The organism is Pantoea sp. KPR_PJ (assembly GCF_041386365.1).
GTDB lineage: Bacteria > Pseudomonadota > Gammaproteobacteria > Enterobacterales > Enterobacteriaceae > Pantoea.
In genome coordinates this window covers 101,765-126,905 of sequence record NZ_JABMIK010000008.1, presented here as the reverse complement: position 1 = coordinate 126,905, position 25,141 = coordinate 101,765, and the positions used below count along the sequence as shown (strand labels likewise).

At 56.4% G+C, this 25,141-nt stretch carries 18 protein-coding genes, 1 tRNA gene and 1 other RNA gene; 2 read left to right on the top strand and 18 right to left on the bottom strand.

The genetic code is table 11. The features are described from left to right. Positions 1-4 precede the first annotated feature (4 nt). The 14 genes from bcsB to HP564_RS16375 all read right to left on the bottom strand — a co-directional run bounded on the left by bcsB (position 5) and on the right by HP564_RS16375 (position 17,047). A complete protein-coding gene (gene bcsB / locus HP564_RS16440) occupies positions 5-2,800 on the bottom strand; it encodes a cellulose biosynthesis cyclic di-GMP-binding regulatory protein BcsB (RefSeq protein ID WP_371244830.1) in 2,796 nt (931 codons plus the stop codon). Continuing rightward, positions 2,797-4,902, bottom strand: coding sequence for a UDP-forming cellulose synthase catalytic subunit (gene bcsA / locus HP564_RS16435; RefSeq protein WP_371244828.1), 2,106 nt, complete (start codon positions 4,900-4,902; stop codon positions 2,797-2,799). The genes bcsB and bcsA overlap by 4 nt, the downstream gene beginning before the upstream one ends. A gap of 49 nt (positions 4,903-4,951) precedes the next feature. Next, entirely contained in the window at positions 4,952-5,755 is an 804-nt protein-coding gene (bcsQ, locus tag HP564_RS16430) for a cellulose biosynthesis protein BcsQ (protein ID WP_371244827.1), read from the bottom strand. Beyond that, on the bottom strand, positions 5,746-6,483 hold the full coding sequence (gene bcsO / locus HP564_RS16425) for a cellulose biosynthesis protein BcsO (RefSeq protein WP_371244824.1): 738 nt from the start codon (positions 6,481-6,483) through the stop codon (positions 5,746-5,748). Before bcsO ends, bcsQ begins: the two co-directional genes overlap by 10 nt. A gap of 430 nt (positions 6,484-6,913) precedes the next feature. Continuing rightward, on the bottom strand, positions 6,914-7,936 hold the full coding sequence (gene dppF / locus HP564_RS16420; RefSeq protein ID WP_371244823.1) for a dipeptide ABC transporter ATP-binding subunit DppF: 1,023 nt from the start codon (positions 7,934-7,936) through the stop codon (positions 6,914-6,916). Further along, complete coding sequence (gene dppD / locus HP564_RS16415; RefSeq protein WP_371244822.1) at positions 7,926-8,912, bottom strand: dipeptide ABC transporter ATP-binding protein; 987 nt, start codon at positions 8,910-8,912, stop codon at positions 7,926-7,928. Before dppD ends, dppF begins: the two co-directional genes overlap by 11 nt. A gap of 11 nt (positions 8,913-8,923) precedes the next feature. Beyond that, on the bottom strand, positions 8,924-9,826 hold the full coding sequence (dppC, locus tag HP564_RS16410) for a dipeptide ABC transporter permease DppC (protein ID WP_371244821.1): 903 nt from the start codon (positions 9,824-9,826) through the stop codon (positions 8,924-8,926). 9 nt (positions 9,827-9,835) lie between these two features. Next, a complete protein-coding gene (dppB, locus tag HP564_RS16405; RefSeq protein WP_371244819.1) occupies positions 9,836-10,855 on the bottom strand; it encodes a dipeptide ABC transporter permease DppB in 1,020 nt (339 codons plus the stop codon). A 294-nt stretch (positions 10,856-11,149) separates the two neighbouring features. Next, positions 11,150-12,760, bottom strand: a complete 1,611-nt coding sequence (gene dppA / locus HP564_RS16400; protein ID WP_371244817.1) for a dipeptide ABC transporter periplasmic-binding protein DppA — start codon at positions 12,758-12,760, stop codon at positions 11,150-11,152. A 1,004-nt stretch (positions 12,761-13,764) separates the two neighbouring features. Further along, a non-coding RNA gene (locus HP564_RS16395) (RtT sRNA) lies at positions 13,765-13,893 on the bottom strand. 32 nt (positions 13,894-13,925) lie between these two features. Further along, positions 13,926-14,002 (bottom strand) — tRNA-Pro (locus HP564_RS16390). Between the two features lie 123 nt (positions 14,003-14,125). Beyond that, complete coding sequence (gene eptB / locus HP564_RS16385; RefSeq protein WP_371244816.1) at positions 14,126-15,817, bottom strand: kdo(2)-lipid A phosphoethanolamine 7''-transferase; 1,692 nt, start codon at positions 15,815-15,817, stop codon at positions 14,126-14,128. Between the two features lie 247 nt (positions 15,818-16,064). Continuing rightward, entirely contained in the window at positions 16,065-16,493 is a 429-nt protein-coding gene (locus tag HP564_RS16380) for an organic hydroperoxide resistance protein (protein ID WP_371244814.1), read from the bottom strand. Between the two features lie 89 nt (positions 16,494-16,582). Beyond that, positions 16,583-17,047: a MarR family winged helix-turn-helix transcriptional regulator gene (locus HP564_RS16375; RefSeq protein WP_371244813.1), complete on the bottom strand. Its 465-nt coding sequence runs from the start codon at positions 17,045-17,047 to the stop codon at positions 16,583-16,585. A 63-nt stretch (positions 17,048-17,110) separates the two neighbouring features. Here HP564_RS16375 and HP564_RS16370 point away from each other — a divergent pair, with 63 nt between their 5' ends. Continuing rightward, positions 17,111-17,704, top strand: coding sequence for an HD domain-containing protein (locus HP564_RS16370; protein WP_371244812.1), 594 nt, complete (start codon positions 17,111-17,113; stop codon positions 17,702-17,704). Between the two features lie 37 nt (positions 17,705-17,741). Here the strand turns inward: HP564_RS16370 and HP564_RS16365 are convergent, their stop codons facing one another. After that, entirely contained in the window at positions 17,742-18,035 is a 294-nt protein-coding gene (locus tag HP564_RS16365) for an HTH-type transcriptional regulator (RefSeq protein WP_033754453.1), read from the bottom strand. Between the two features lie 522 nt (positions 18,036-18,557). Here HP564_RS16365 and HP564_RS16360 point away from each other — a divergent pair. After that, positions 18,558-20,159, top strand: coding sequence for a gamma-glutamyltransferase family protein (locus HP564_RS16360; RefSeq protein WP_371244810.1), 1,602 nt, complete (start codon positions 18,558-18,560; stop codon positions 20,157-20,159). A gap of 39 nt (positions 20,160-20,198) precedes the next feature. Here the strand turns inward: HP564_RS16360 and metF are convergent, their stop codons facing one another. The 3 genes from metF to metB all read right to left on the bottom strand — a co-directional run bounded on the left by metF (position 20,199) and on the right by metB (position 24,905). Next, positions 20,199-21,095, bottom strand: coding sequence for a methylenetetrahydrofolate reductase (gene metF, locus HP564_RS16355; protein WP_371244809.1), 897 nt, complete (start codon positions 21,093-21,095; stop codon positions 20,199-20,201). Positions 21,096-21,306: 211 nt separating this feature from the next. After that, positions 21,307-23,742: a bifunctional aspartate kinase/homoserine dehydrogenase II gene (locus tag HP564_RS16350; RefSeq protein WP_371244807.1), complete on the bottom strand. Its 2,436-nt coding sequence runs from the start codon at positions 23,740-23,742 to the stop codon at positions 21,307-21,309. 2 nt (positions 23,743-23,744) lie between these two features. Further along, a complete protein-coding gene (metB, locus tag HP564_RS16345) occupies positions 23,745-24,905 on the bottom strand; it encodes a cystathionine gamma-synthase (RefSeq protein ID WP_371244806.1) in 1,161 nt (386 codons plus the stop codon). Positions 24,906-25,141 lie beyond the last annotated feature (236 nt).

Sequence of the window (25,141 nt, the reverse complement as noted above, 5' to 3'; positions counted from 1 at the left end):
GTTTTTATCCTGACGTCTTACCGGAATCACCTGAGCGCGGCGGGTTGAGGCGACGCCGCGCATGGCGCTGCAGCATGGCAAAGGTCGCCAGGCCCGCCAGCGCTGCCAGCACCAGCGCCGCCAGCGCCATCAGCACCGAATGCTGGTTGGCATACCACACCACCATCATGTACCAGGGCATTTCGCCACTCGGAAACTGCGGGCCAACGCGGAAGCTGCGGATACCGTTTTCATCGGTGATGATGGCGGTATCACCACGGATTGCCGCATTGATGCGCGCGGAATTCAGGTCGCTGTGCAGCCGTAGCAGCTGCTCGTCACTGGTTGCCACCGCCATCACCACCGTGCGGTCAGGGTTCCAGGGCGAGCGATAGCTGATAAAGCCGCGCCACGCCTCGTTCGATGAGAAATAGCGATCGGCGTCCAGCGGCTGACGATACCAGTCGCCCGTCAGCCAGCTGCGCAGCTTGTCTGTGGTGGTCGGTGTTTTCACCCCCAGCGTGCTGCCGTTGGCTTCAAACGGCGAGCGCGCCAGCATCAGCTGGTTAAAGGCGCTGTCAGCAGTGGTGGTGATCGCCAGCACATCGCTTGTCTTCAGCCGCGCCAGATGCGTGCCGCCGTTCGGCAGGCCAAAGATCACCTGATTCTGTGCCAGCGCGACACCGGTAGCATTACCCGCTCGCGCGGCCAGATCGAGCAGCGTGGCAATCTCTGCATCGCCCGGTTTTTCCGGCATCAGCAGCGTGGTCTCGCTGAAGTCGGCCAGCCGCGAAAAGGGAAAGGAGGCGCCAACAAAATAGGAGAGGTTCGGCAGCAGGGTGAAATGGCGCGTGTGGCTCAGATCGATCCAGGATTCATCTTCAATACGGCTTTTGATGTTGTTGTTCAGCAGCACGCCGCAGGGCGCATCCGCCTTCGGTCTGATATTGAAATAGAGTGCCAGCTGGTTGTCGCCATAAATCAGCCAGGGTTCAAGATGCAGCTGATACTGCTCCTGACGTGCATCGCCGCCCAGACGATGCCAGGCCTGTTCCAGCATGCCGACTTTGTTCACCGTCAGGTTGCGCAGGAAAGTGCCATTGAGCGTCACATTCAGGAAGGAGTTCTCCTCATCGATCCAGCCCTCTGACGGAAAACGGTAGTTCAGGTTCACCGGCACGGTATCGCCATCCCACAGAAAGAGGTCGGGTGCAGCGCGGAAGTTAACGCGCAGAGCATCGTGCCAGATCCCGGTGGAGGTCAGGCTCTGTCCGGGGTCAAGCAGTTCGCTGAGGCGTACTGGACGACGGGTGTTAATCCAGCGCGGTGCATCGTAGGGTTTGCGCCGCGCCAGCTGCTGCGGCTGGACGGCCAGCGTGCTGGCATCGGTAGTCAACGGCTGCGTGGTGAGACGCAACGCCGCCTGGCGCAGCTGAAGATCGTCTGCTCCTGAAACCAGCAGTAGCTTGTAGACCGGGTTGTCTGGGTTATCCACCAGCGTCAGCTGGGGTCCGTTGCCGGGTGGGAAGGTCAGCGTGCCAATGCGATCGCCCGGATGACCGAACAGGATGGCGTTTTGCTCAGGGAGCTCGCCACGCGTTACCGGAAAGCGAATACCGCGATAGTCGCTCTGAATGCCGAGCCATGAGGCTACCAGCGCGGCGGCGCTGATGGCATCTGGCGTCAGGTTGCGGGTAAAGCCCATGGTGACAGAGGCAGGCGTCATGCGCAGCGGGTCAATAAAGGGCCGCGGGAAATTACGCAGGCGCGTGCCGATATTGAGCTGCTGCCCTTCAAGGCTCAGCGTGGTTTTCGGCAGAATAGTCACCTGATAGTTCTGCGCGCGCTCTTTCTCGCACAGCAGCTTATCCGCATCGTTAATTTTGAAGCTGAGATTATTGCTGGCAACCACCATCGCCGGGGGGATCTCCAGCTGATAGTCGCTGACATCGCTGTCGCTGGCACCAAGCGGCAGCGTGCCGAGCGGCTGGCCGTTCAGCATCAGCTGAAGCGAGGTGTTGCGCGCGGCCAGCGCCTGGGAGACACGCAGCGACAGATTAAGACGGGCATTGGTCACCACTTCATCACCCGGCAGAGTGAAGACAATGCCGGACTGTAGCTGGCCACCGGTCAGGGTAATGCCCTGCTGTTGACCCATCTGCGCGACAGAAATGGCAGTGCTGATCGGTTGGTTCAGCGCGGCAACAGGCGCAGTAACGGGCTGCCCGGGGACATATGGCGCAGCGGAGGCCGCAGAGGACAGCTGCGGGTCGGCCTGTTCCAGTCCCTCGGGCAGCGGGAGATCTGACAGCGCGCTGCTTTCCTGTGTCACTGGCGCGGCGGGCACAGCGGATGCTGGCGCAGCAGGCGTCGTGGATTCTGACGTGCCGGATGCGGTTGATTCTGGCGCGGCGGGCGCGGATGCTGCTGGCACAGCAGATGCTGTCGATGCTGGCGCAGTAGATGCAGTTGATTGCAGCATGGCAGACGCGGATGCTGCTGGCGCAGCAGATGCTGTCGATGCTGGCGCAGTAGATGCGGTTGATTGCAGCACGACAGACGCGGATGCTGCTGGCGCAGCAGATGCTGTAGATTCTGGCGCAGCAGAGGCAGTTGGCTCTGGCGCGGTAACGTATGGCGCGGCGGACGCAGTTGATTGCAGCGCCGCAGACCCAGACGCAGATGCCGTGGATTCTGGTACGGCGGGCGCGGCGCTATTGTCCGGCGCAGCCGCATCATCGGACATTTCCGCCCAGCCTGCGGTCAGCCACAGCGCCGCCGCCAGCGAGGAGGCCAGCAGCGAGTATTTCAGGCTTTTCATGCTGCGCTGTCCTCTTTTACCGGTGCGTTAGCGCCCTGTTTGCGGCTGTTGCGGCGATCTTTCCAGCTCAGCCAGAACAGCTCAAATACGGTGCGAATAATCGTGCCCAGCGACAACAGTGCGTTGTCTTTTTTATATTCCGGCTGGAGCCAGGCGTCAGCGCGCGCCAGCACCACGCGTACCAGCTCACGACGGCGCGCCAGCGGCATGGCGGCAAAGCGCAGACGAATGGATGCCTTGTCACCCGAGATTTTACTCACCGGAATGGTAATCGCTCCGGACTGGAGCAGCAGATCGATCTCTTCAATCTCATCCGTTTCGTGGCGGTTATCGGGCGCATCCAGCTGCGCGCCGCCCATCGACAAATCACTGGTGCGGGTGCGCGAGGAGATCCCGCTGGCGTAGTGAATAATCGCCGGGATCTGCACCTCAATACGGATAGTTTTCCGCACCTGACGGGTTTCACGCGCTACGGCAATCGCCGCCATCAGGATAATCAGGCTGAAAATGGCCCAGCCGACGTTCAGCGCGATTACCCAGGGATCGACGCCGAAGTAGTCGTGCATTACGGCCCGCACCACGCCAGCCGTAATACCTGCACCCAGCAGCACCGCCACAATGACGTGCGGGCGCACGATGTGGAAATCGAAGAAGCCCTGATCCAGCAGCCCGCCCTTGTCAGTTACGTTAAATTTGCCGTGCTTTGGCGACAGCATTGTCAGCAGCGTCGGGATGACCAGATGGAAACACATGACGGTTTCATAAATTTCACCCCAGAAGGTGTAGCGAAAACGACCGTTCATGCGCGAGTTGACGTAGAGCGACATCACCAGGTGCGGCAACACATAGGCGAAGATCAGCGACGCTGAGGAGTGAATAATATTCAGGTCGAACAGCAGATAGGCGAGCGGTGCGGTGAGAAACACCACGCGCGGCAGGCCAAACTGGAAGTGCAGCATGGCGTTCAGGTAGCAGAGACGCTGCTGCCACTTCAGGCCCCTTCCCAGCAGCGGGTTATCGACGCGGAAAATCTGCGTCATGCCGCGCGCCCAGCGAGTACGCTGAATAACGTGCAGGCCAAGACGCTCGGTCGCCAGCCCCGCCGCCAGCGGAATCGCCAGAAATGCCGATCCCCAGCCGCGACGCTGCATCTTCAGCGCGGTGTGCGCATCTTCGGTGACCGTTTCGACCGCGAACCCGCCAATCTCCTCCAGCGCCGAACGCCGGATCACCGCACAGGAGCCGCAAAAGAACGTGGCGTTCCAGTTGTCGTTGCCCTGCTGCACGGGACCGTAAAACAGTGCGCCCTCGTTGGGAATGCTGCGCGCAGCGCGCAGGTTGCGCTCAAAGGGGTCGGGTGAGTAAAAATAGTGCGGCGTCTGTAACAGCGCCAGCTTCGGATCTTTCAGAAACGGACCGACGGTGGCCTGCAGGAAGGTGCGTGTAGCCACGTGGTCGCAGTCAAAAACGCAGATCAGCTCGCCTTTGGTAATTTTCATGGCATGGTTAAGGTTGCCCGCTTTGGCATGGCTGTTGTCGTCGCGCGTAATGTAGCCAACGCCAGCATCGGCGGCGAACACCGCAAACTCCGCCCGCTTGCCGTCATCGAGCAGATAAATCTTGAGCTTGTCGCGCGGGTAGTCGATGCACTGCGCAGCCAGTACGGTATCGCGGACGACATCGAGGCTTTCGTTATAAGTAGGCACGTAGACGTCCACGGTCGGCCAGAGGCTGACGTCATCCGGCAGCGGCTCGATAGTGCGCTTCAATGGCCAGGTGGTTTGCAGGAAGCCGAGAATTAAAATCAGCCAGACATAGAGTTCGGCAAGATATAAGCCGATGCCCAGGATCGCTTCTGTTTCAGAATTAAAATGCAGTGTTTCAGTGGAGCGCCACCAGATATATCGGGTCGACATCAGCGCAGAGAGAATAACCATGACCACCGTTATTTTCCGGCTTTTGCTAAAGCCCAGCACAAACATCATTACAATGCTGATCAAGCCAAATATATATTGTTTCTGGCTATCCATCGGCGTAATAACGATGACTGCTGCAACTGGCGCAAGCACCAGCAGCAACAGGTAAAAACCGATTTTATTCATGATCTACCTTTGGAAAGGCTCTGTTTTATGGCCTGCAAATGCCAGACAATTAATAATGACTGCTGCGGATCGATGCCTGAACTTCGCCATTGCCGACGGAAATATTCAGGATGTTTGCCACACGTTTCCCAATCAGTTCAATATCAAACGCTGCGGCGGACGCGGGGCTAAAATCATAAACGGACTGCTGGGAAGCATTCGCTTCGGCGACGCTTTCATCGCGATGGATCACACCCAGTAAATTGTCGCCCAGGCGCTGCTGCATAAAGGCAGTGACATCGCGGCTAATGTTGCGGCGGTTATCGCTCTGGTTAAGCACAAAAAAGTGACCAAGCTGATTGTTCAGCGGCTGGCCAATCATGCGGTTATTTTCAATGTGGGGCAGTAGCGAGACCGAGGCGGTATCCGCCAGCATCACTACCAAATGCATTTCCGCCAGCGTGCTCATCGCTTTTAGCGCCGGGCCGGGACCAGGCGGAAAGTCGGCAACAATGACCAGACCAGGATAGTTCAGCACCGTATCCAGGCCACGAAGCAGGAAATGGGGATCTTTCGCCAGCTTCTCTTCAAAGCGCTCACGCTGCGGCTCGGTGACATCGCCGTAGGGCAGCACGAAGATATTGCCACCGGTGGTCAGGATTGACTGGCTCCAGTCAGCCTGCTCTTCCGAGCGCGCGACAAAGCCACGTCCGTCATTCAGCGGCACGCCAAAATGCAGACGCAGTGCGTTCTGCACATCAAAGTCGATCGCTAAAACCTTGCTGCCCGCCCGCGCCAGACTCCAGGCCAGATTAGCCGCCAGCGTGGTTTTTCCGACACCGCCTTTTGGCGAGCACACACAAACTAACGGCATAACGCAATCTTCTCCAGTAACGGTTTCAGTAAGGTCTCTTTTGGCGGGCTGGCCGGCTCGCTGTGACGTGTGCGGAACAGGCCGCCAAAGCGACGCGGTGACGCGGCATGCGTGGCAGGTGCGGCAGAGGGAAAGGCAGACGGCACCGCAGCAGGCGCGACAGGCTGAAGCGCAGAGGGAAAAACAGACTGCCCCGCGACAGGCTGAGACGCAGAGGCGAAGACGGACTGCCCCGCGGCAGGCGCGGCAGGCTGAGGCGCAGAGGCGAAAACAGACTGCCCCGCGGCAGGCGCGACAGGCTGAGGCGCAGAGGCGAAGACGGGCTGCCCCGCGGCCATTACCGGCTGCGATGCGCGAGATGGCGTTGTCTCAGGCGGCGGCGGAAACAGTGATGAAACCGATGTGGCGGTGGCTGGCGCGCTGTCCGCCAGACTATTAAGCATTGCGCTGCGCGTGGCCATTGCAGGCTGGGCTACCGCTGACTGGCGCATCAGCGTTGATGCGGCTGGCGGCTGGAATTCATCCCCCCGCAAAGGCTGCGGCTGCGGCAGATCGATACGCTGGCTGCCGCTAAAAGGGGTAGACGCGTCGTCATTCGCCAGCTGGCGAATAAGCGCCCACTGGCTATTTCCGGCAGACTCTTGTAGCTGGCCAGACATATCTTTGAAGGCGATATCGAGCGTTTGCGTCTTTTCTTTGAAACGCTGCAAATCGTCATAGCTTTTCATCGGGACATGGCCTGCAACAGGAGCAAAATTCGCCAAAATATATCACATTCATTTAGGCAAAGTGAGAAAAATCTTATTACGCAAAGCCGCACACAATAAAATAAATTTATCTTTATGATTCAGAATAATGTTTTAAATGCCTTACTGCCGTTAATTAATGAATAAATCTGTTAAATGCAATTTAAGTACGATGTGTAAGCTACTCTCTTGTTTCCAGCCTGCTGTTTTGCCTTTCTCTTGTTAATGACTTAACCATTATTGGCAGACTATTTTCTTGCGTGAAGGCTATCGAAAAGTCGGCAGGCCAGAGGGAATGACGCCTCTTTTCACACAGGCGATAAGATAAATTGCCCGGGTGCTTTTTTCGCTGAGGGACATCAGACGGCGCAGGGAGAGAATAAATAAAAGGCTCCGTGCGGAGCCTCTGGGTTTAGCGTATTCCTTCTGCCGCGCCGACCGGCTGGTTCTCATCCTGGTCAACGGCGAAGCAGGCGATCTGCTGGTCGCCGTAGCGCTTCAGCTTTGGCTGTAGCTGCACGCAGGTGCCGAAACGACGGCGGCAGCGTGCATTGAAGGCGCAGCCTGGCGGCGGATTAAGCGGGCTTGGCAGCTCGCCGGTCAGTTTAATACGTTCGCGTCGATCATCCGGGTTAAGGCGCGGAGTGGCTGACAGCAGCGCCTGGGTATAGGGATGACGCGGGTTGTTAAAAATCGCCTCTTTACTGCCCTTCTCCACGCAGCGTCCCAGATACATCACCATTACCTCGTCAGCGATATGCTCGACCACCGAAAGATCGTGCGAGATAAAGACGTAAGAAAGCCCCATCTCCTGCTGTAAGTCCATCATCAGGTTAAGCACCTGAGCGCGCACAGAGACGTCGAGCGCCGACACGGGTTCATCGGCAATCAGCACATCAGGTTCGAGCATCAGCCCGCGTGCAATCGCGATACGCTGTCGCTGGCCGCCAGAGAACATATGGGGATAGCGATCGTAGTGCTCGGTTTTCAGGCCGACCTTCGCCATCATCTCCAGCGTCTTTTCCTTGCGCTCCGCTTTGCTCAGCGCGGTGTTAATCAGCAGCGGCTCTTCGAGGATCTGGCTCACTTTTTTACGCGGGTTGAGCGAACCGTAGGGGTTCTGGAAAACAATCTGGATCTTTTGACGACGCAGCTTCTGCGCCTGCGGATCGTGCTTCAGCAGATCCTGCCCGTGCCAGTAAAGTTCGCCTTCAGTTGGCGTTTCAATCATGGTCAGCAGGCGGCCCAGCGTGGATTTGCCGCAGCCCGATTCACCGACCACCGCCAGCGTTTTACCGCGCTCCAGATTAAAGGAGACGCCGTCCAGCGCCTTCACCAGGCGCTGCTGGCCAAACAGTCCTTTTTTCACCGGGTAATGTTTTTTCAGGTCAATGGCCTGCAACAGGTAATCCTGCCTGGTATTATCAAGACTCATAGGTTGGTCTCCCGGCATCATCCAGAGGATAGTGACATTTGGACTGACGCCCCGGAATGTCGCGAAGGGCGGGTTCTTCTTTACGGCAGCGATCGGTCGCATACGGACAGCGCGGATTGAGCAAACAGCCCAGCGGACGGTCATATTTGCCCGGCACGACACCCGGCAGCGAAGCCAGACGCGCTTTATCGGCCGCGAACTCAGGCAGCGCACGCAGCAGCGCCTGGGTATAGGGGTGGCGCGGCGCTTTGAAAATATCGTTCGCCTTACCGCTTTCCACAACCTGACCGGCATACATCACGATGATGTGCTGTGCAGCTTCCGCCACCAGCGCCAGATCGTGCGTAATCAGAATCAGCGCCATGTTCTCCTGCTTTTGCAGCTCGAGCAGCAGCTCAATAATCTGCGCCTGAATGGTCACGTCCAGCGCTGTTGTCGGCTCATCGGCAATCAGCAGCTTAGGTCGGCAGGCAATGGCCATCGCAATCATCACGCGCTGGCTCATGCCGCCCGACAGCTGATGCGGATAGACATCAAGACGCGAGGCCGGATCGGGAATGCCAACCTGCGTCAGCAGATCGATAGCGCGCTGGCGGCGGGTACGGCGGTTGCCGCCCTGATGCACCTTGATCGCTTCCATGATCTGGTAACCAACGGTGTAGCACGGATTCAGGCTGGTCATCGGATCCTGAAAAATCATCGCCACTTCCGCGCCCACCAGCTGGCGGCGCTCTTTTTCGGAGATGCGTTTCAGATCGCGCTGGTTAAACTCCAGCTTTTCGGCCATGACTTTGCCGGGAAAATCGATCAGGCCCATGATTGCCAGCGAGCTGACCGACTTACCGGAGCCAGACTCACCGACAATTCCGACCACCTGCCCCTGTTCAACCTGATAGCTGATGCGGTCAACCGCACGGAAAGGTGCGTTATCGTCGCCAAAATGCACCGATAACTTATCTACATTTAATAACGCCATCTCGGTGCCTCTTACTGCTTAAGTTTCGGGTCGAGGGCGTCGCGCAAACCGTCGCCCATCAGGTTAAACGCCAGAACGGTGAGCAGGATGGTCAATCCGGGGAAGGTCACTACCCACCAGGCGCTCTGCGCATACTGCAACACGTCGGAGAGCATGGTGCCCCACTCCGGCGTCGGCGGCTGCGCACCCATACCGAGAAAGCCCAACGCCGCCATATCAAGAATGGCGTTGGAAAAGCCCAGCGAGGCCTGCACGATCAGCGGTGCCAAGCAGTTAGGCAGAATATTGACAAACATCTGGCGCAGCGTGCCCGCACCAGCGACGCTGGAGGCCGTCACGTAGTCGCGGTTTACCTCTACCAGCACCGCCGCACGGGTCAGACGGATATAGTGCGGCAGCGCAACGAAAGTCAGCGCGATTGACGCATTCACAATCGACGGGCCGAAAATGGCCACCAGCACCAGCGCCAGCAGCAGGCTCGGCAGCGCCAGCATAATGTCTACCAGACGCATAATCGTGGCGTCGACAACGCCACCGAGATAGCCCGCCATCAGGCCAAAGACCACACCAAGGATCAGCGACAGCACCACCACCAGACAGCCTACCAGCAGCGAAAGACGTGCACCGTACATCAGGCGCGACAGCACATCACGGCCCACATCGTCAGTGCCGAGGATGTAGCTCCAGCTGCCGCCCTCCTGCCAGACTGGAGGATGCAGTAGCGCATCACGGAACTGTTCAGCGGGCGCGTGAGGAGCCAGTACGCCAGCAAAAACGGCGATCAGCAGCATCAGCACCACATAGACCAGACCGATAACCGCGCCTTTGTTGCGTTTAAAGTAGTGCCAGAATTCCTGAACTGGGGTCATCGGCTTAGGTGCAGCGGGTACGCTTGCGGGATCAACAACAGACATGATCGCCCCTTATTTCTTATGTCGTATGCGCGGGTTAACCACGCCATAGAGCAGATCAACCAGCAGGTTGACCAGGATAATCAGGATAGCCACCAGCAGCACGCCGCCCTGCACCACCGGATAGTCACGGCGCTGCAGCGCTTCAATCAGCCAGCGACCAAGGCCCGGCCAGGAGAAGATGGTTTCCGTCAGGATAGCGCCCGCCAGCAGCGTGCCGACCTGGAGGCCGATCACCGTCACCACCGGCAGCATGGCGTTGCGCAACGCATGGATGACAATCACACGCGTCCGCGTCAGGCCTTTCGCGCGTGCGGTGCGGATATAATCCTCGCCCAGTACTTCCAGCATGGCCGAACGCGTCATACGAACAATCACCGCCAGCGGAATTGTCCCGAGTACGATCGCAGGCAGGATCATATGCATGACCGCATCCTTAAAGTCGCCAGGCTCGCCCCAGATCAGCGTGTCAATCAGCATAAAGCCGGTAAGCGGATTGCTGTCGTCAAGGAATACCGTGTCGCTGACGCGCCCGGAAACCGGCGTCAGGTTAAGCTGCACCGATACCAGCATGATCAGCATGATGCCCCACCAGAAGATGGGCATCGAATAGCCGGTCAGGGAGATGCCCACCGCCGTGTGATCGAAGACAGAGCCGCGTTTTACTGCCGCGATGACGCCCACCGGAATACCAACGGCAACGGCGAAGATCATGGCGCAGATGCCCAGTTCCAGCGTCGCTTTAAAGCGTGGAACGAACTCATCCCAAACCGGAATGCGGCTCTTGAGTGATATGCCCAAATCGCCATGCAGCACGCCGTAAATGTAGTTGACGTACTGTTTCCACAGCGGCTGATCCAGGCCAAAGGCCGCCATCAGTTGCGCGTGACGTTCCGGGGAGATCCCGCGTTCACCGGCCATGATCAGCACCGGATCGCCGGGGATCAAATGGACAAACGCAAAGGTCAGCAGGGTAATACCGATAAAAGTCGGGATGACAAGTCCCAGACGTCGGAGTATGAATTGCAGCATAAGCCGGATTCTCAGTCGTATCCCGCCGTTTTCATGCACGGGATTTATTGCTCACAACTCGCATCCGGTAACAGCCCGGACGCGACGCAAAATGCGTTTAACCGTCATCTTTCACTGTGCAGGCAGGGTAGCCCTGACCTTCTCTCCGCTAAACGTCGGAGACTGGTCAGCTCGCCGCCTTCCTGCAGCGCGAAGATGTTGGGTGTAATTCGAAGAAGTTAGCCGAACATGCGCGGTGTCTGAGCGGGCAAGCGCCCGCTCATGGGCCGAAGAGTTCGGCCCAGACCGCTGGAATTATTCCTGAATATCGACGTTTTCGAAGTGGTGTTTACCTAACGGGTCGACCACGTAGCCAGAGACTTTTTTGCTGACCGGCTCATACACCGTGGAGTGCGCGATAATCAGCGCCGGTGCCTGGTCATGCATTACGACCTGGGCCTGCTTATAAAGCTCAATACGTTTGTTGTGGTCAGATTCCGCACGCGCTGGCTGAATCAGATCTTCAAACGGCTTGTAGCACCAGCGTGAATAGTTGGAGCCATCTTTTGCCGCTGCGCAGCTAAACAGCGTAGCGAAGAAGTTATCCGGGTCGCCATTGTCGCCGGTCCAGCCCATCATTACCGACTGGTGCTCACCCGCTTTGGCGCGCTTCAGGTATTCGCCCCACTCGTAGGTCACGATTTTGGCCTTCACGCCAATCTTCGCCCAGTCAGCCTGAACCATCTCCGCCATGCGGCGTGCGTTCGGGTTGTAAGGACGCTGAACCGGCATCGCCCACAGGTCGATTGAGAAACCGTCTGGCAGACCCGCCTCTTTCAGCAGCGCTTTGGCTTTTTCCGGATCGTAGGCGTAGTCCTGAATGGCGTCGTTGTAACCCCACATTGTCGGCGGGATCAGGTTTTTCGCCGCCTGGCCTGCACCCTGATAAACGGCGTCAATAATTGCCTGCTTGTTTACCGCCATGGTCAGCGCCTGACGCACTTTGACGTTATCCATCGGCTTTTTCTCGGTATTAAACGAGAGATAGCCCACGTTCAGGCCTGGCTGTTCCATCAGGTTGATCTTGTTATCTTTCTTCATGCTGGCGATGTCAGCCGGGTTCGGATACGGCATGACCTGGCACTCGCCTTTTTGCAGTTTGGCATAACGCACGGACGCATCTGGCGTAATGGAGAACACCAGACGATCGATCTTCGGTTTGGTACCCCAGAAGTCCGGGTTGGCTTTATACAGAATGCGGGAGTCTTTCTGATACTGTTGCAGTACAAACGGACCGGTTCCGACGGGGTTCAGGTCGAGCTTCTCCGGCGTACCGGCTTTCTGCATGTTGTCTGCATACTCTTTTGACAGAATAGAGGCAAAATCCATACCGAGGTCAGCCAGGAACGGCGCTTCCGGACGCGTCAGCGTAAAGCGCACGGTGTGATCGTCCACTTTTTCCACTTTGCCAATCAGCTTCGGCATATCCATGCCTTCGAAGTATTCATAGCTGCCGCCAGAGACGTTGTGATAGCTGTTGTTTTTATCCAGCTGACGTTCAAAAGAGAACACCACGTCGTCGGCGTTGAATTCACGCGTAGGTTTGAAATCTTTGGTGGTCTGCCACTTCACACCCTGACGCAGATGGAAGGTGTAGGTTTTACCGTCTTCGCTGACATCCCATTTTTCTGCCAGGCCCGGCTGTAGCTCAGTAGTACCGGTTTTGAACTCAACCAGACGGTTATAGATCGGCACAGAGCTGGCATCGTAAGTGGTGCCAGAGGTGAACAGCTGTGGGTTAAAGCCTTCCGGTGAGCCTTCTGAACAGTAAACGAGGGTTTTTGCCTGAACACCGGCGGCGACGGTCATAGCAATCAGGCTCAGACCGACCTTCAGCATCCTGGATTTGGCCAGGGAGTTGATCATGCTTTTGCTCCATTGTGATGTGTTGTTGTGTGTATTGCCCGACCTCTGTTTTTTTTATGCGGTTCAGGCTGACCACTGACGTGGTCGAAAGTGCGGAGCGTTCTTGTTGTGTTATTCCGACGCCGTGGAAACTGTCGGATCACGCCGCTTCTGCAACTTTAATGACGCATCAATTTGTCAACAGTTGCAATGAACGTCAATACAGCCACGAGTTATTTACACAGAGTGTGAGGGATAGCAAGCAACGGTAAAAAAAAGCTTCTTCGGGTAATTACCAAATAATAGAGAGCGCATTTATCTTTCACACCCTATATCTCACTGAGGATGGCGCTTTTTGCCAGTGATTTTCACCGTTAAAAAACATGAGTGATAAACCGATAAATGTTGAATAACTGAACGATTTAGCGTGCGTTATGGCGTCCAGGTAGTGGAAAATGCTGGCTTTTAGCTATAAGCAATCTGGATGAAGATAAATAATGTCATAAGAAAAACGCGTTGCGAAATAAGCGTCTGGGCCTGACAGCACGGGCGTTAGCGCAGGAAAAAGGGGAATAATCGGACTGCCAGCCATCAGGCAGAGGCAAAGCGGAGTTTCGTCATGTTTTAAAGCAAAGTTGTAAAAACAGAGGGACGGAATATTACCAGCGTGCGGTGAGGAAATAAGGTTCGGTTTTTACTCTCAGGCTTTTTTTGACGCCTCATAAAAACTTATGCGAATGACGCATTTATTTTTCAGTCTTGCCTGCACGTTATCGCGCGTAAGTATCAATTGAAAAGCCAGGTATCCGCATCACACAGGTTTGCATCACCTTCGTTACAGCGGGCAGCCCATCAGCCTGCGCGCGCAACCTCTGAGCGGGAGAGCAACGCATCTCGCAACAGAGGTGTTGCCGGCCGAGCATGCAGGGAGGCGCACGCCTGCTGGTTCCACGCAGGTCCCCATTCACAGCGCCACTTTTCCACAGACGAAAAAAACCTGCGTTGACAAGCAGGTTTCTTGAATCTGGTCGGTGAGAGAGGATAACGCTTATCTTCGATAAGCGCCCTTCGGGTCGTTGCTGCGCAACGCTGGCTCGCTACGCTCGGCTCAAACCTCCTTCGGAGGTTCTCATCCTCTTTCTACAGACGAAAAAAAACCTGCTTTGACAAGCAGGTTTCTTGAATCTGGTCGGTGAGAGAGGATTCGAACCTCCGACCCCTTCGTCCCGAACGAAGTGCGCTACCAGGCTGCGCCACTCACCGATGCGGGCGCATGTTACTGCGCCGATTTCTAAGCGTCAACCGCTTTTTCACCATTTAACCGCGATCGCCTGGAAAGCAAACTAACCGCGAAAACGCCCGCCATTCCCCCCATTCCGGCACGCCTCAAAGCGCGCTGGCATGGGCAGGTGCAGGTGCCTGACACCAGTTATTGGCCGCCTTAATTCCCCCGTCTGGTGAGGTATAACCCAGACATCCCAAAATTGAGTCGAACAGCTCAACGTGACGATGCGTCTTACCAACGCGCTGCTGAGCCTGCAAACGTTCGAAATTAGCGCGGTTAGTGGCATCAGCCAGATACTTATCTGACGCCCACACCATCATTGGCACGCGGAACTGCTCCGGCGGGGCCAGCTCGCGCGGTGTACCGTGCAAATGGGTATTCTCGCTGATCGACTCGCCGTGATCGGCGGCATAAAACACAATCGCCTTCTTGTCACGCAGCTGATCCAGCACGCTGTCCAGCATGCTATCGACATAGAGAACCGAGTTATCGTAGGCATTAATCAACTGCGCCTTACTACAGGTCTCGTCAACGCCCATACACTCAGGCTGATAGCGTGCAAAACTGCGCGGGTAACGCTGCGAATAGAGATAGTGTGAGCCTTTAGTGTGCAGCACTACCAGATGCTTGCCCTGGGGATAACGATCGAGCGACGCCTTAAGCTCCGGCACTAACAGCATGTCATCCACAGACTTGCCAGCGTTGCGCGGTTCGGAACCAATCTGCTCGCGGAAGGCGAAGTTGTTGACTTCTGCATTATCGTAAAACCATACCTCACTCTGCATGGCGAAGAGCTCAGATGAAAAGCCCAGCTCTTTCATTACGGCAAAAATGTTCTTCTCTTTCAGCGTGCGACCCGGGCTCTCTTCCGTGCCGCCTTCGCGTACAAACATACAGCGCAGCGACAGCTTGGTGGCGGTATCACAAGACTCGCCGCGGAATGCCACCAGATTCTTCTCCTTAGAAAGTTTTGGCGTGGTATCGCGGTCGTAGCCCAACATTCCCATATGATCCCAGCGCGTGGTCTCGCCAATCACAAACACCACATAGGTATCATCAATGCCTGGCGGCGCCACATAGGTAAATTTCTTCGCCGGGTCGAGCAGCTCCTGACTATCCAGCGTCTCATCGATGCGCGTCCAGGCAAACAGCCCCACCGCTGCCAGCCAGTTAGACGGCAGATAAGAGTGAGCCACTACCCCGCCATAGCTCGGCAGATCGATATTGGTAATCTCTTCGTTGGCTTTTTGCAGCTTGTCGAAATAGCGGATCGGCAGCCACACCAGCGCCACACACAGCAGCAGCAACAGCGTCGGTTTCAGGCGTTGCCCCGGCGTACGCAGCTGCTCCATCAGCGTCTGGCTAAGATTATTACGCCAGATCATCAACAGCGGCAGTGCGCTGACGGCGACCATCCACACCACGAAGTGCAGGCCGACAACCTCTTTTGAGAGATCAATGTCGGTCGTCATCACCGAGGCCACGATACCGTAGCCAATTACCACGTTAAAAAACGCCATGTAATAGGCAGCGGCAACGGAAATCAGCACCAGCATCGTTGCCAGCACACGGTAAAAACGCTTTCCGCCCAGCGACAGCAGGCGCATAAGGAAAAACGTCAGCACGACAATCGCCATCACCTCTGTGACAGCCGTCAGCCAGTTCGTTACGGTAGACTTCGTTAAAAAGCCGTCAAAGCGACGGTAAAAAATCGGCAAATTAAGCAAAATGCCGATGTATAACGCCAGCAGTAACGAGAGCTTTTGCTGAGTTATTGTCTTTATGTAATTCATATTGCACGGTTTTCCCGGGGCTGGAGCATAATATTTAACGCTATTGTGACTATCGCAACGCGGAAGAGTTCGCTTATACAGCGCAGAGACATGACGATTTTTTGACGAACAGGAAGAATCTGAACGGGATCGGAAGGCTCTTGTACAAGGTGGCACAGTAGAACACAAAATAACCAGACAGGCCAGAGATGACGACGCGAGAAAGCAGGCAGGGCGAAAAATAACGGGCCTGGTAAGGCCCGTAAAATCAGCGAATAATATTCAGCGTGACGTCAATGTTATTGCGCGTAGCGTTAGAGTATGGGCAAACGATATGGGCAGCATCAACCAGCTTCTGCGCCTCTGCCTCATCCATCGCCGGCAGATGGATATTCAGCTTCGCCTCAATACCGAAGCCATTCGGAATTGGACCAATACCGACTTCACCTTCAATCCATGCCTCTTTCGGCATAGCAATTTTGTCGCGGCCGGCGACGAATTTCATGGCACCGAGGAAGCAGGCAGAGTAACCGGCAGCAAACAACTGCTCCGGGTTAGTTACTTCGCCGCCTGCTCCACCCATCTCTTTTGGCACGCCCAGCTTCACGTCCAGGACGCCATCAGAAGAAGTCGCACGACCATCACGGCCGCCAGTAGCTTTGGCTTTTGCGGTATAAACAACGTTCTCTAAAGACATAATGCCCTCTCTGTATTAGGCGATTTAATCGCACACGATTTATAAAAGTCTGTCAGATGGTTCAACGGGCGCAGACGCCCGGTAATCTTTTAGCGTGACCGGTTAAGATTGTCGCGTAGTAAATCCAGTTCATTCTTAAGCGACAGCAGCGCATTATCATCGCAGGCCGTCGCACACTGAATGGCCTCCGGGATAGTGCGGGCCTGTTCTTGCAGCGCGCGCCCCTGCTCGGTCAGCGTAACCACGACCTGACGCTCATCCTGACGCGAACGCTGGCGATTAATTAGCCCTGCATTTTCCAGACGCTTTAGCAGGGGGGTCAGCGTGGCGGAATCAAGGAACAGCTGCTCGCCGATTTCAGACACGGTGAGGTCATCATGCGCCCAGAGCACCAGCATCACCAGGTATTGCGGATAGGTAATGTCGAGCTGCGACAGCAGTTGCCGATAGGCTTTATTCATGGCCAGGTTGGCCGAATAGAGCGCGAAGCAAAGCTGTTGATTGACCAACAGTGGCGCGGACTTCACTTTTTTGTCATTTTGGTTACTGTTCATGGGAATGAATATAAATAGCGCGCTAGATAATTGCAAGCAACTTTTAATCAAGAGGGCTTTTGCATGCTGGAATCTCTGGAAGAGCAGGCACGACGCTTTGCGACACGCGCGCATGCCGAGGCGGGCCAACGGCGAAAATATACTGATGAGCCCTATATCGTGCATCCTGCTGCTGTGGCAGAACTGGTTCGCAGCGTGAGCGCGGATGAAGAGATGCTGGCGGCGGCCTGGCTGCACGACACGGTCGAGGATACGGCCACGACCCTGGGGGATATTGAAGCCCATTTCGGTTTGGGTGTCGCGCGGCTGGTTGAAATGCTCACCGACAGCGTTCAGCCACAGGCAAAAAACCGTGCAGCGCGCAAACTGGCGCATTTCCGTCACACCGCAGAGGCGTCACCCGATGCACAGACGATTAAACTGGCCGATATCATCGACAATACGCGCGCCATTGTGCGTTTCGATCCCCATTTCGCACGCGTTTATCTGGTGGAAAAGCGGATTCAGATCGGCCTGTTAAAGCAGGGAAATGCCCAGCTGTGGCAGCAGGCCAGTGCCATTATCGCGCAGGGCATTGCGCAGCTGGAGAAACCGCCCTACAGCGTGCCAGAAAGCTGGTTTGTGAAACAGGCAGCGAAATATGGTGGCCTGAGCTAAAAAAACCCGCCGCGGCGGGTTCTCTTTTTTCTTCTTTTTAGTCAAGTAACTGCCGTCCGAGGTAGGGATTGGCATGCAACAATTTCATCAGTTTCTGTGCCGTTGCTGAAGGACGTGTCCGGCGGGCTTCCCAGCTTTTAACTGAGGAGACGCTGACGCCCATCACTTTGGCAAATTCATCGACTTTCATACCGGTTAGTTCACGCAGGCGCTGCGGCTCTGGCATGGCGGGCTGAAGCTGAATTTCAGTTGTGGCAGGTGTTGCATCACGTGTCAAAACAATCTGCTCAAGGCTGCTGAGCAATTCAAAAACAGGATCTTTTACTTCCATAGAGAACTCCTTAAAACTCACTATGAATCACGTGAAAGTAGGGGTAAGACCAAATGTTCACACACCGGTTACTGCAGGCTGCGTCCCACAAGGGTTTATCTTTTTTATTATTGAAACCCTTAAGGGACACAGCCTGTTTTGCACCTTTCGGCAATCTGCTCGAAAGAGTGCGATATCTCATCAGGACTCTAAGTATGGATAGAGACCTGACGATTTGCTGCGTGAATACTGATTATTTTTTTGGCGGAAAATGATCTTTGCGCTATAAGCAAATTAAGCTGTTGATCACAAAAAAGTAATTCCTTCCGCCCCGCTTAAAAAAAGCGCAAAAATTGCAAAAAATGATCATCGTTTACACTGTTACAGTACGTTTCCCTGCCTAAATAACGAGCAAAATTTGCGCCAACTTGCAAAGCCTGTGATTTTTTCATGGTTCACCTCTCTGCCAGTCTGCGTCAGGATGCTCGCTGCACCGCAGGGGCGCACCTTTCTGGCGCAACTGCCCTTTGCTAAGGAAACGACATGCACTCAGCGTTTGATTTTCATGCCAGCTATGGGTCACATCGCGTACCGATGATGGGGCGCAACGCTGTTGCCACCTCCCAGCCGCTGGCAGCGCAGGCTGGCCTTCGTATGTTACAACAGGGTGGCAATGCCGTTGACGCGGCCATCGCCACGGCTATGGCGCTTACCGTACTGGAGCCGACAGGCAACGGAATCGGCAGCGATGCTTTTGCGATTATCTGGGACGGTGAGAAGCTCCATGGACTGAATGCCTCTGGCCGCGCGCCTGCGGCCTGGCATCCCGGTCGCTTCGTTGGTCGCAGCCGCATGCCGGAAATTGGCTGGGAAGCGGTAACGGTACCGGGCGCGGTATCCGCCTGGGTGACGCTGGCGGAACGTTTTGGCACACTGCCGCTCACTGCCCTGGCGCAGCCTGCTATCGATTATGCCCGCAACGGCTTTCCCGTTTCGCCACTCATTGCTGAACTCTGGCAGCGCGGTTACGACAAACTCCAGCATCAGCCCGGCTTTCGCGACTGCTTTGCACCCGAGGGGCGGCCGCCGCGTGCCGGTGAACTGTTCCGTAATCCTGCTCAGGCCGCCACGCTGCAAAAAATCGCTGAGAGCAACGGCGAAAGCTTTTATCGGGGCGAACTGGCAGAAAAAATGGTCGCCTTTGCCCGTCAGCATAACGCAGCACTGACGCTGGACGATTTACATAACCATCGTGCCGACTGGGTCAGGGTGCTGTCGCAGCCGTTTGCCGGTGGCTCAGTGCAGGAGCTACCGCCTAACGGCCAGGGCATCGCCACGCTGATCGCACTCGGCATCCTGGAGCAGCTCGACATTGGCCGCTATCAGCCCGATTCTGTGCCCTGGTTACACCTGTCCATTGAGGCGATGAAGCTGGCGCTGGTCGATCTGGAGCGCTACGTCAGCGATGAAGATCATCTCGAGTTTGCAGCGGAACGGTTGTTGAGCGAGGAATATCTGCGTCAGCGCGCGGTGCTGATTGATCCGCACCGTGCAGGCGACTTCACCTTCGGCTCACCGCAGCAGAGCGGCACGGTCTATCTCAGCACCGCCGACGCCAGCGGTATGATGGTCTCATTTATTCAGTCAAACTTTATGGGCTTCGGCTCTGGCGTAGTGGTGCCAGAAACCGGTATCAGTTTACAGAATCGCGGCGCAGGCTTTTCGCTCGATCCAGCCCACCCTAATGTGGTCGCTGGCGGCAAGCGCCCTTTTCACACCATTATTCCGGCTTTTGCGCTCGACGCAGAGGGTGCGCCGCTGATGTCCTTTGGCGTAATGGGCGGCCCGATGCAGGCACAAGGACACTTACAGCTGGCACTGCGCATTATGTTGCACAGGCAGAATCCCCAGGCGGCAATCGATGCACCGCGCTGGCGAGTGGTTCAGGGACGCGAGGTGGTGTTTGAGGCGTCGCTGGAGCGCAATACACTGGCAGCACTGCGTCGCCTCGGTCACCGGGTGACGCTGGAAGATCCCCTGCACGGCTACAACTTTGGCGGAGCACAGGCGATCGTCCGCGATCCGCAGGGATTTTACATCGCGGCAACGGAAAGCCGAAAAGATGGTCAGGCGGTAGTGTTTTAAGGTTCAGCCGGGCAGTGCAAGCCTGCCCGCTGACATGCATTACGCGGCAAGAACCGGGCGCACGCCGAGCGTGTGACAGATGGCATAGCTCATCTCTGCACGGTTCAGCGTATAAAAGTGAAAATCCTTCACTCCTTCCCGCGACAGGATTTTCACCATATCCATGGCGATATTGGCCCCCACCATTTTGCGCGTTTCGGCGTCATCATCCAGCCCGGCAAACATGGCGTTCATCCAGCCCGGCACGCGCACGTTGGTCATGGCAGCAAAGCGCGTCAGCTGTTTAAAGTTTGATACCGGTAAAATGCCTGGCACGATCTCAACGTCAATTCCGGTCGCGACGCAGCGATCGCGAAAGCGCAGATAACTCTCAACATCAAAGAAAAACTGCGTGATGGCGCGGCTGGCACCTGCGTCGATTTTGCGCTTCAGGTTGATCAGATCGGCCTGCGCACTCTTTGCCTCTGGATGCACTTCGGGGTAGGCGGCGACAGAGATATCAAAATCCCCCACCTCCTTCAGCAGAGTAACCAGATCGCTGGCATACATATCAGGTTTGCCGCTGTTTGCAGGCAGGTCACCGCGCAGCGCTACGATATGGCGTATGCCGCTGTTCCAGTAATCCTGAGCAATGTCACGTAACTCTTCGCGAGAGGCATCCACACAGGTCAGATGCGGTGCTGCTTCCAGCCCGGTGCGCTCTTTAATGCCTTTGATAATACTGTGAGTGCGGTCGCGCTCGCCGGAGTTTGCGCCATAGGTGACAGAAACAAACTTTGGTTTCAGGCTGCTGAGGCGATCGATGGAGTGCCACAGGGTTTCTTCCATTGCGCTGGTACGGGGCGGAAAAAATTCAAATGAGACATTAATTTGCCCGTTCAGCTCTGCCAGGCTCTGATTCAGCGCTTCGCGCTGGTTGGCATGAAAGAAACTCATCCTGCTTACCTCATCAAAAACACCGGTTTAAATATCGCCTTCAAACATCTATACGTTTAGACGTCCAGATGCACAAAATGAACGAATCTGGTTAACTCGTCAACAGAAAAGTGATGACGAGTTATGAGAAATATTTAACCAGAATGGGGAAAATTTATACGGATGGCAGAGAAGGGTTCAGGCACCTGCCGCTGAAGCAGGTGCCTGGATGCTACAGCAGTTGAGCAAGTCGATGAATATCTGACTGAATAGCACCCGCCGTCACGTCACGTCCCGCGCCGGGACCGCGGATCACCAGCGGATTGTCGCGATACCAGCGGCTTTCGATAGCAAAAACATTATCGCACGGCAGCAGTGACGCCAGCGGATGTTCCGGGCGAACGGCCTCAACGCCAACGCGTGCCTTGCCGCTGGCATCGAAGCGTGCAACATAGCGCAGCACCAGGCCCATCTCCTGCGCAGCTTCGAGACGTTGCAGCATCTGGTCGTTGAGTGCCTCACCCTGCTCGAAGAAGTCATCGATCGATTCGGCTTCGCGGCCCGCCGGAACCAGTGACTCCACACGTACCTGATCGGGTTCAATGTTGTAGCCCGCCTCGCGCGCCAGGATCACCAGCTTGCGCTTCACGTCCTGACCTGACAAATCCACGCGCGGATCGGGCTCGGTTAGTCCCTGCTGCCAGGCCTGATCAACCAGTTCGGTAAAGGGCACCGTACCGTCAAACTGTAAAAACAGCCATGACAGCGTGCCGGAGAAAATACCGCTGATGGCCAGGATGGTGTCGCCGCTGTCGCGCAGATCGCGCACCGTGTGGTTGATCGGCAAGCCTGCTCCCACCGTGGCGTTGTAAAGCCAGTGACGTCCGGTTTTCGCGAAGGCGTCGCGGATCTGCCGCCAGGTCTGGCTGTCGGACGCGCCTGCCACCTTATTCGCGCTGATCACGTGAAAACCGTGGCTGGCGAAATCGAGATACTGCTGCGCCAGCGGCGTACTGGCGGTGACGTCGAGCACGACCAGGTCATCGAACGGGTGCGCGCACATCCATAAAAACAGTGACTCTTCATCGCGCTCTTCAGCTTCATCATCAAAGAAGGCGAGCGCGCGGCTGGCATCAAGCCCGTCATAGCTCAGCAGGCTGCGTCGACTGTCCGCCACGCCCGCCAGCACATATTCAAAGCCAGTGCGTGCAGAAAGCGCTTCCTGCTCGCGTGCGAAAAGCTCCAGCCAGCGCGAACCTATATTGCCTTTGCCAAACAGCATCAGACCGATGCGCTTTTCCGCGCGAAACAGTGACTGATGCAATCCCTGAATCAGCGACTGCGTTGGACCAACGCGCAGCACCGCGACCATGCTGATGTGTTCGTCTGACTGCCAGACAAACTCCACCGGCTGGTCGTTGATTTCCTGCCAGAAGCGATGACTGTGCAGCGGATTGCGCGTGACGCCCGCACCGACCAGCGCTACCAGCGCCAGGCCCTCACGCAGCTGCAGGTGCGCAGGCAGGCCCGCATCCTGCAACAGCTGAAACACACTGTTAACTACTTCAGAGGTGTAACAGAGTTGCAGCAGCTGACGATCGGGATGGACGCCCGTCGCCAGCGGACGCAGCTGCGCGCGCTTGAGGTGCTGCTCAACGTCTTTATGCAGCGCCGCAAAATCGTGTTGATCCGGCACCTGCACATCAATCAGGCAAACGTCGTCATGACTGGTCACGATGCGCGCGCCCGTACCGGATGCCAGCACGCGCTCAATCCGCGTTGAGCCCTGCTCCGGCTGATAGCTACAGCGCAGCTGTAAATCGATATCACTGCCAGAAACCGGTTGCAGGGTGCGGGTATGCAGCACCGGTGCGGCCAGGCGCGCCAGTTCACTGGCCTCATCAAGGCGCAGCAGCGGCAGCAGGCAGGCATCAGAAACTTTGCGCGGATCGGCGCTGTAGACGCCCGCAACGTCACTCCAGATGGTAACGCGATTTACCCCGGCCAGCGCGCCGATCTGCGTGGCAGAGTAGTCGGAGCCATTGCGTCCCAGCAGTACGGTTTCGCCGGCGTCGTTGCGGCTGATAAAACCGGTCACCACGATGCGCTGGTGCGGATGCTGCGCCAGCAGCGTTTGCAGCAGCGGCCAGGATTTGCCTTCATCCACCTGCGGCTGGGGCGCGCGCTCTGCTCGCAGAAAGTCACGCGCGTCAAGCCAGCAGGCGTCGAGATCACGCTGACTCAATACGGCGGCCATCAGGCGCGCAGACCAGACCTCGCCATGCCCTACAACTTCAGCATAGACCGCGTCGCTGAGCGTCCCGTCCAGCAGCGCAGCCAGTTTTTCCAGATCGCGGATAAACGCAGCGGTGAGGGGTTCAGCATACTCAGCAGGCAGCAGCCCGGCGATCAGCTCGCTGTGATAACGTCGTAAAGCCTGTTGCACCTGGTGTGCGGCAAGGCGATCGCTCTGGCTGAGCTTCAGCCAGCTAATGAGCTGGTTAGTGGTTGAGCCCGCCGCAGAGACCACCATTAAATCGCCTGGCTGGCTGTAATCCGCCATAATGCTGGCGACGCGCTGATAACAGCGCGCATCGGCCAGGCTGCTGCCCCCAAACTTGTGCAACTGCTTAATATTCGGCGTTGCCGCGCCGGCTGAAATCGTCATTTTTAACCCTCAGATGCCGTCCGGAATGCCTGTTCCAGATCGGCAATTAAATCTTCATGATCCTCAATGCCCACAGAGACGCGTAGTAGCGTTTCTGAAATGCCCGCCGCCGCGCGCGCTTCTGCCGACATGCCCGCATGCGTCATGGTTGCGGTGTGAGAAATCAGGCTTTCAACACCGCCCAGCGACTCAGCCAGTGTAAACAGCTGCAACGCCTTCAGGAAACGGCGCAGCAGCGCTTCGTCGCCGTCCAGCTCAAAGCTCAGCATCGCGCCAAAGCCGCGCTGCTGGCGCGCCGCGTACTCATGCCCGGCGTTTTCTGGCAAAGAAGGATGATACAGCTTTTTCACCAGCGGCTGCTGTTGCAGATAGTCCACAATTGCCAGCGCGTTACGCTGCGCGGCGGCCATGCGCGGGGCCAGCGTACGCAGGCCGCGCAGCAGCAAATAGCTGTCAAAGGCGGCACCCGTCACGCCAATGTTATTCGCCCACCATGCCAGTTCAGTAACCTGCGCGGGATCTTTTGCAATCACTGCGCCTGCTACCACATCGGAGTGGCCATTGAGATACTTTGTACAGGAGTGGATGACCAGGTCAGCCCCCAGCGCCAGCGGATTTTGCAGCGCCGGACTCAGGAAGGTATTGTCGACAACGCTTACCGCACCCGCGCGACGCGCCGCTTCGCAGATGGCAGCAATATCCACCACGCGCAGTAGCGGATTGCTTGGGCTTTCAACCAGTACCAGTTTGGGGTTTTCCGCCAGCGCAGCCTCCAGCGCAGCAGGATCGCCCTGGTCAACAAACTTCACTCGATAGGCACCGCGCTTTGCGAGGCTGTCAAACAGGCGATAGCTGCCGCCATAGCAGTCATGAGGCGCAACCAGCAGATCGCCCGGCTTCAGGTACACTGTCGTTACCAGGTGAATCGCTGACATGCCGGTATTGGTTAATACCGCCCCTGCTCCACCTTCCAGTTCAGCCAGCGCGCGCTGCACCACGTCGCGCGTCGGATTACCACGACGTGAATAGTCATGGGCACGCGGCTCATTAAAATCAAGAAAGTTATAGGTGCTGGAAAGGTGAATCGGTGGGACAACGCAGCCATATTGCTCGTCATCATTCAAACCGCTGCGAACTGCGATAGTTGCCTGTTTACGCGTCATGGTGCATACCGTTCCTGGAGAAATTAACAAAGAGGCAACAGGATAACATTCCACAATTGGACGTCAATACATCTGGACATCTAAATGTCTTTGCGTATAGATTGAGCAGAACGCTATAACCCGCTAAAATTACCCTCTGATTGCCTGCATCCTGCGCCCTTTTTGTGGTCAGGATGAAGAAACCCAGCAGTTCAACAGGTCAGGCACGGCAAAATCGGGCATAATCCACGGATTTA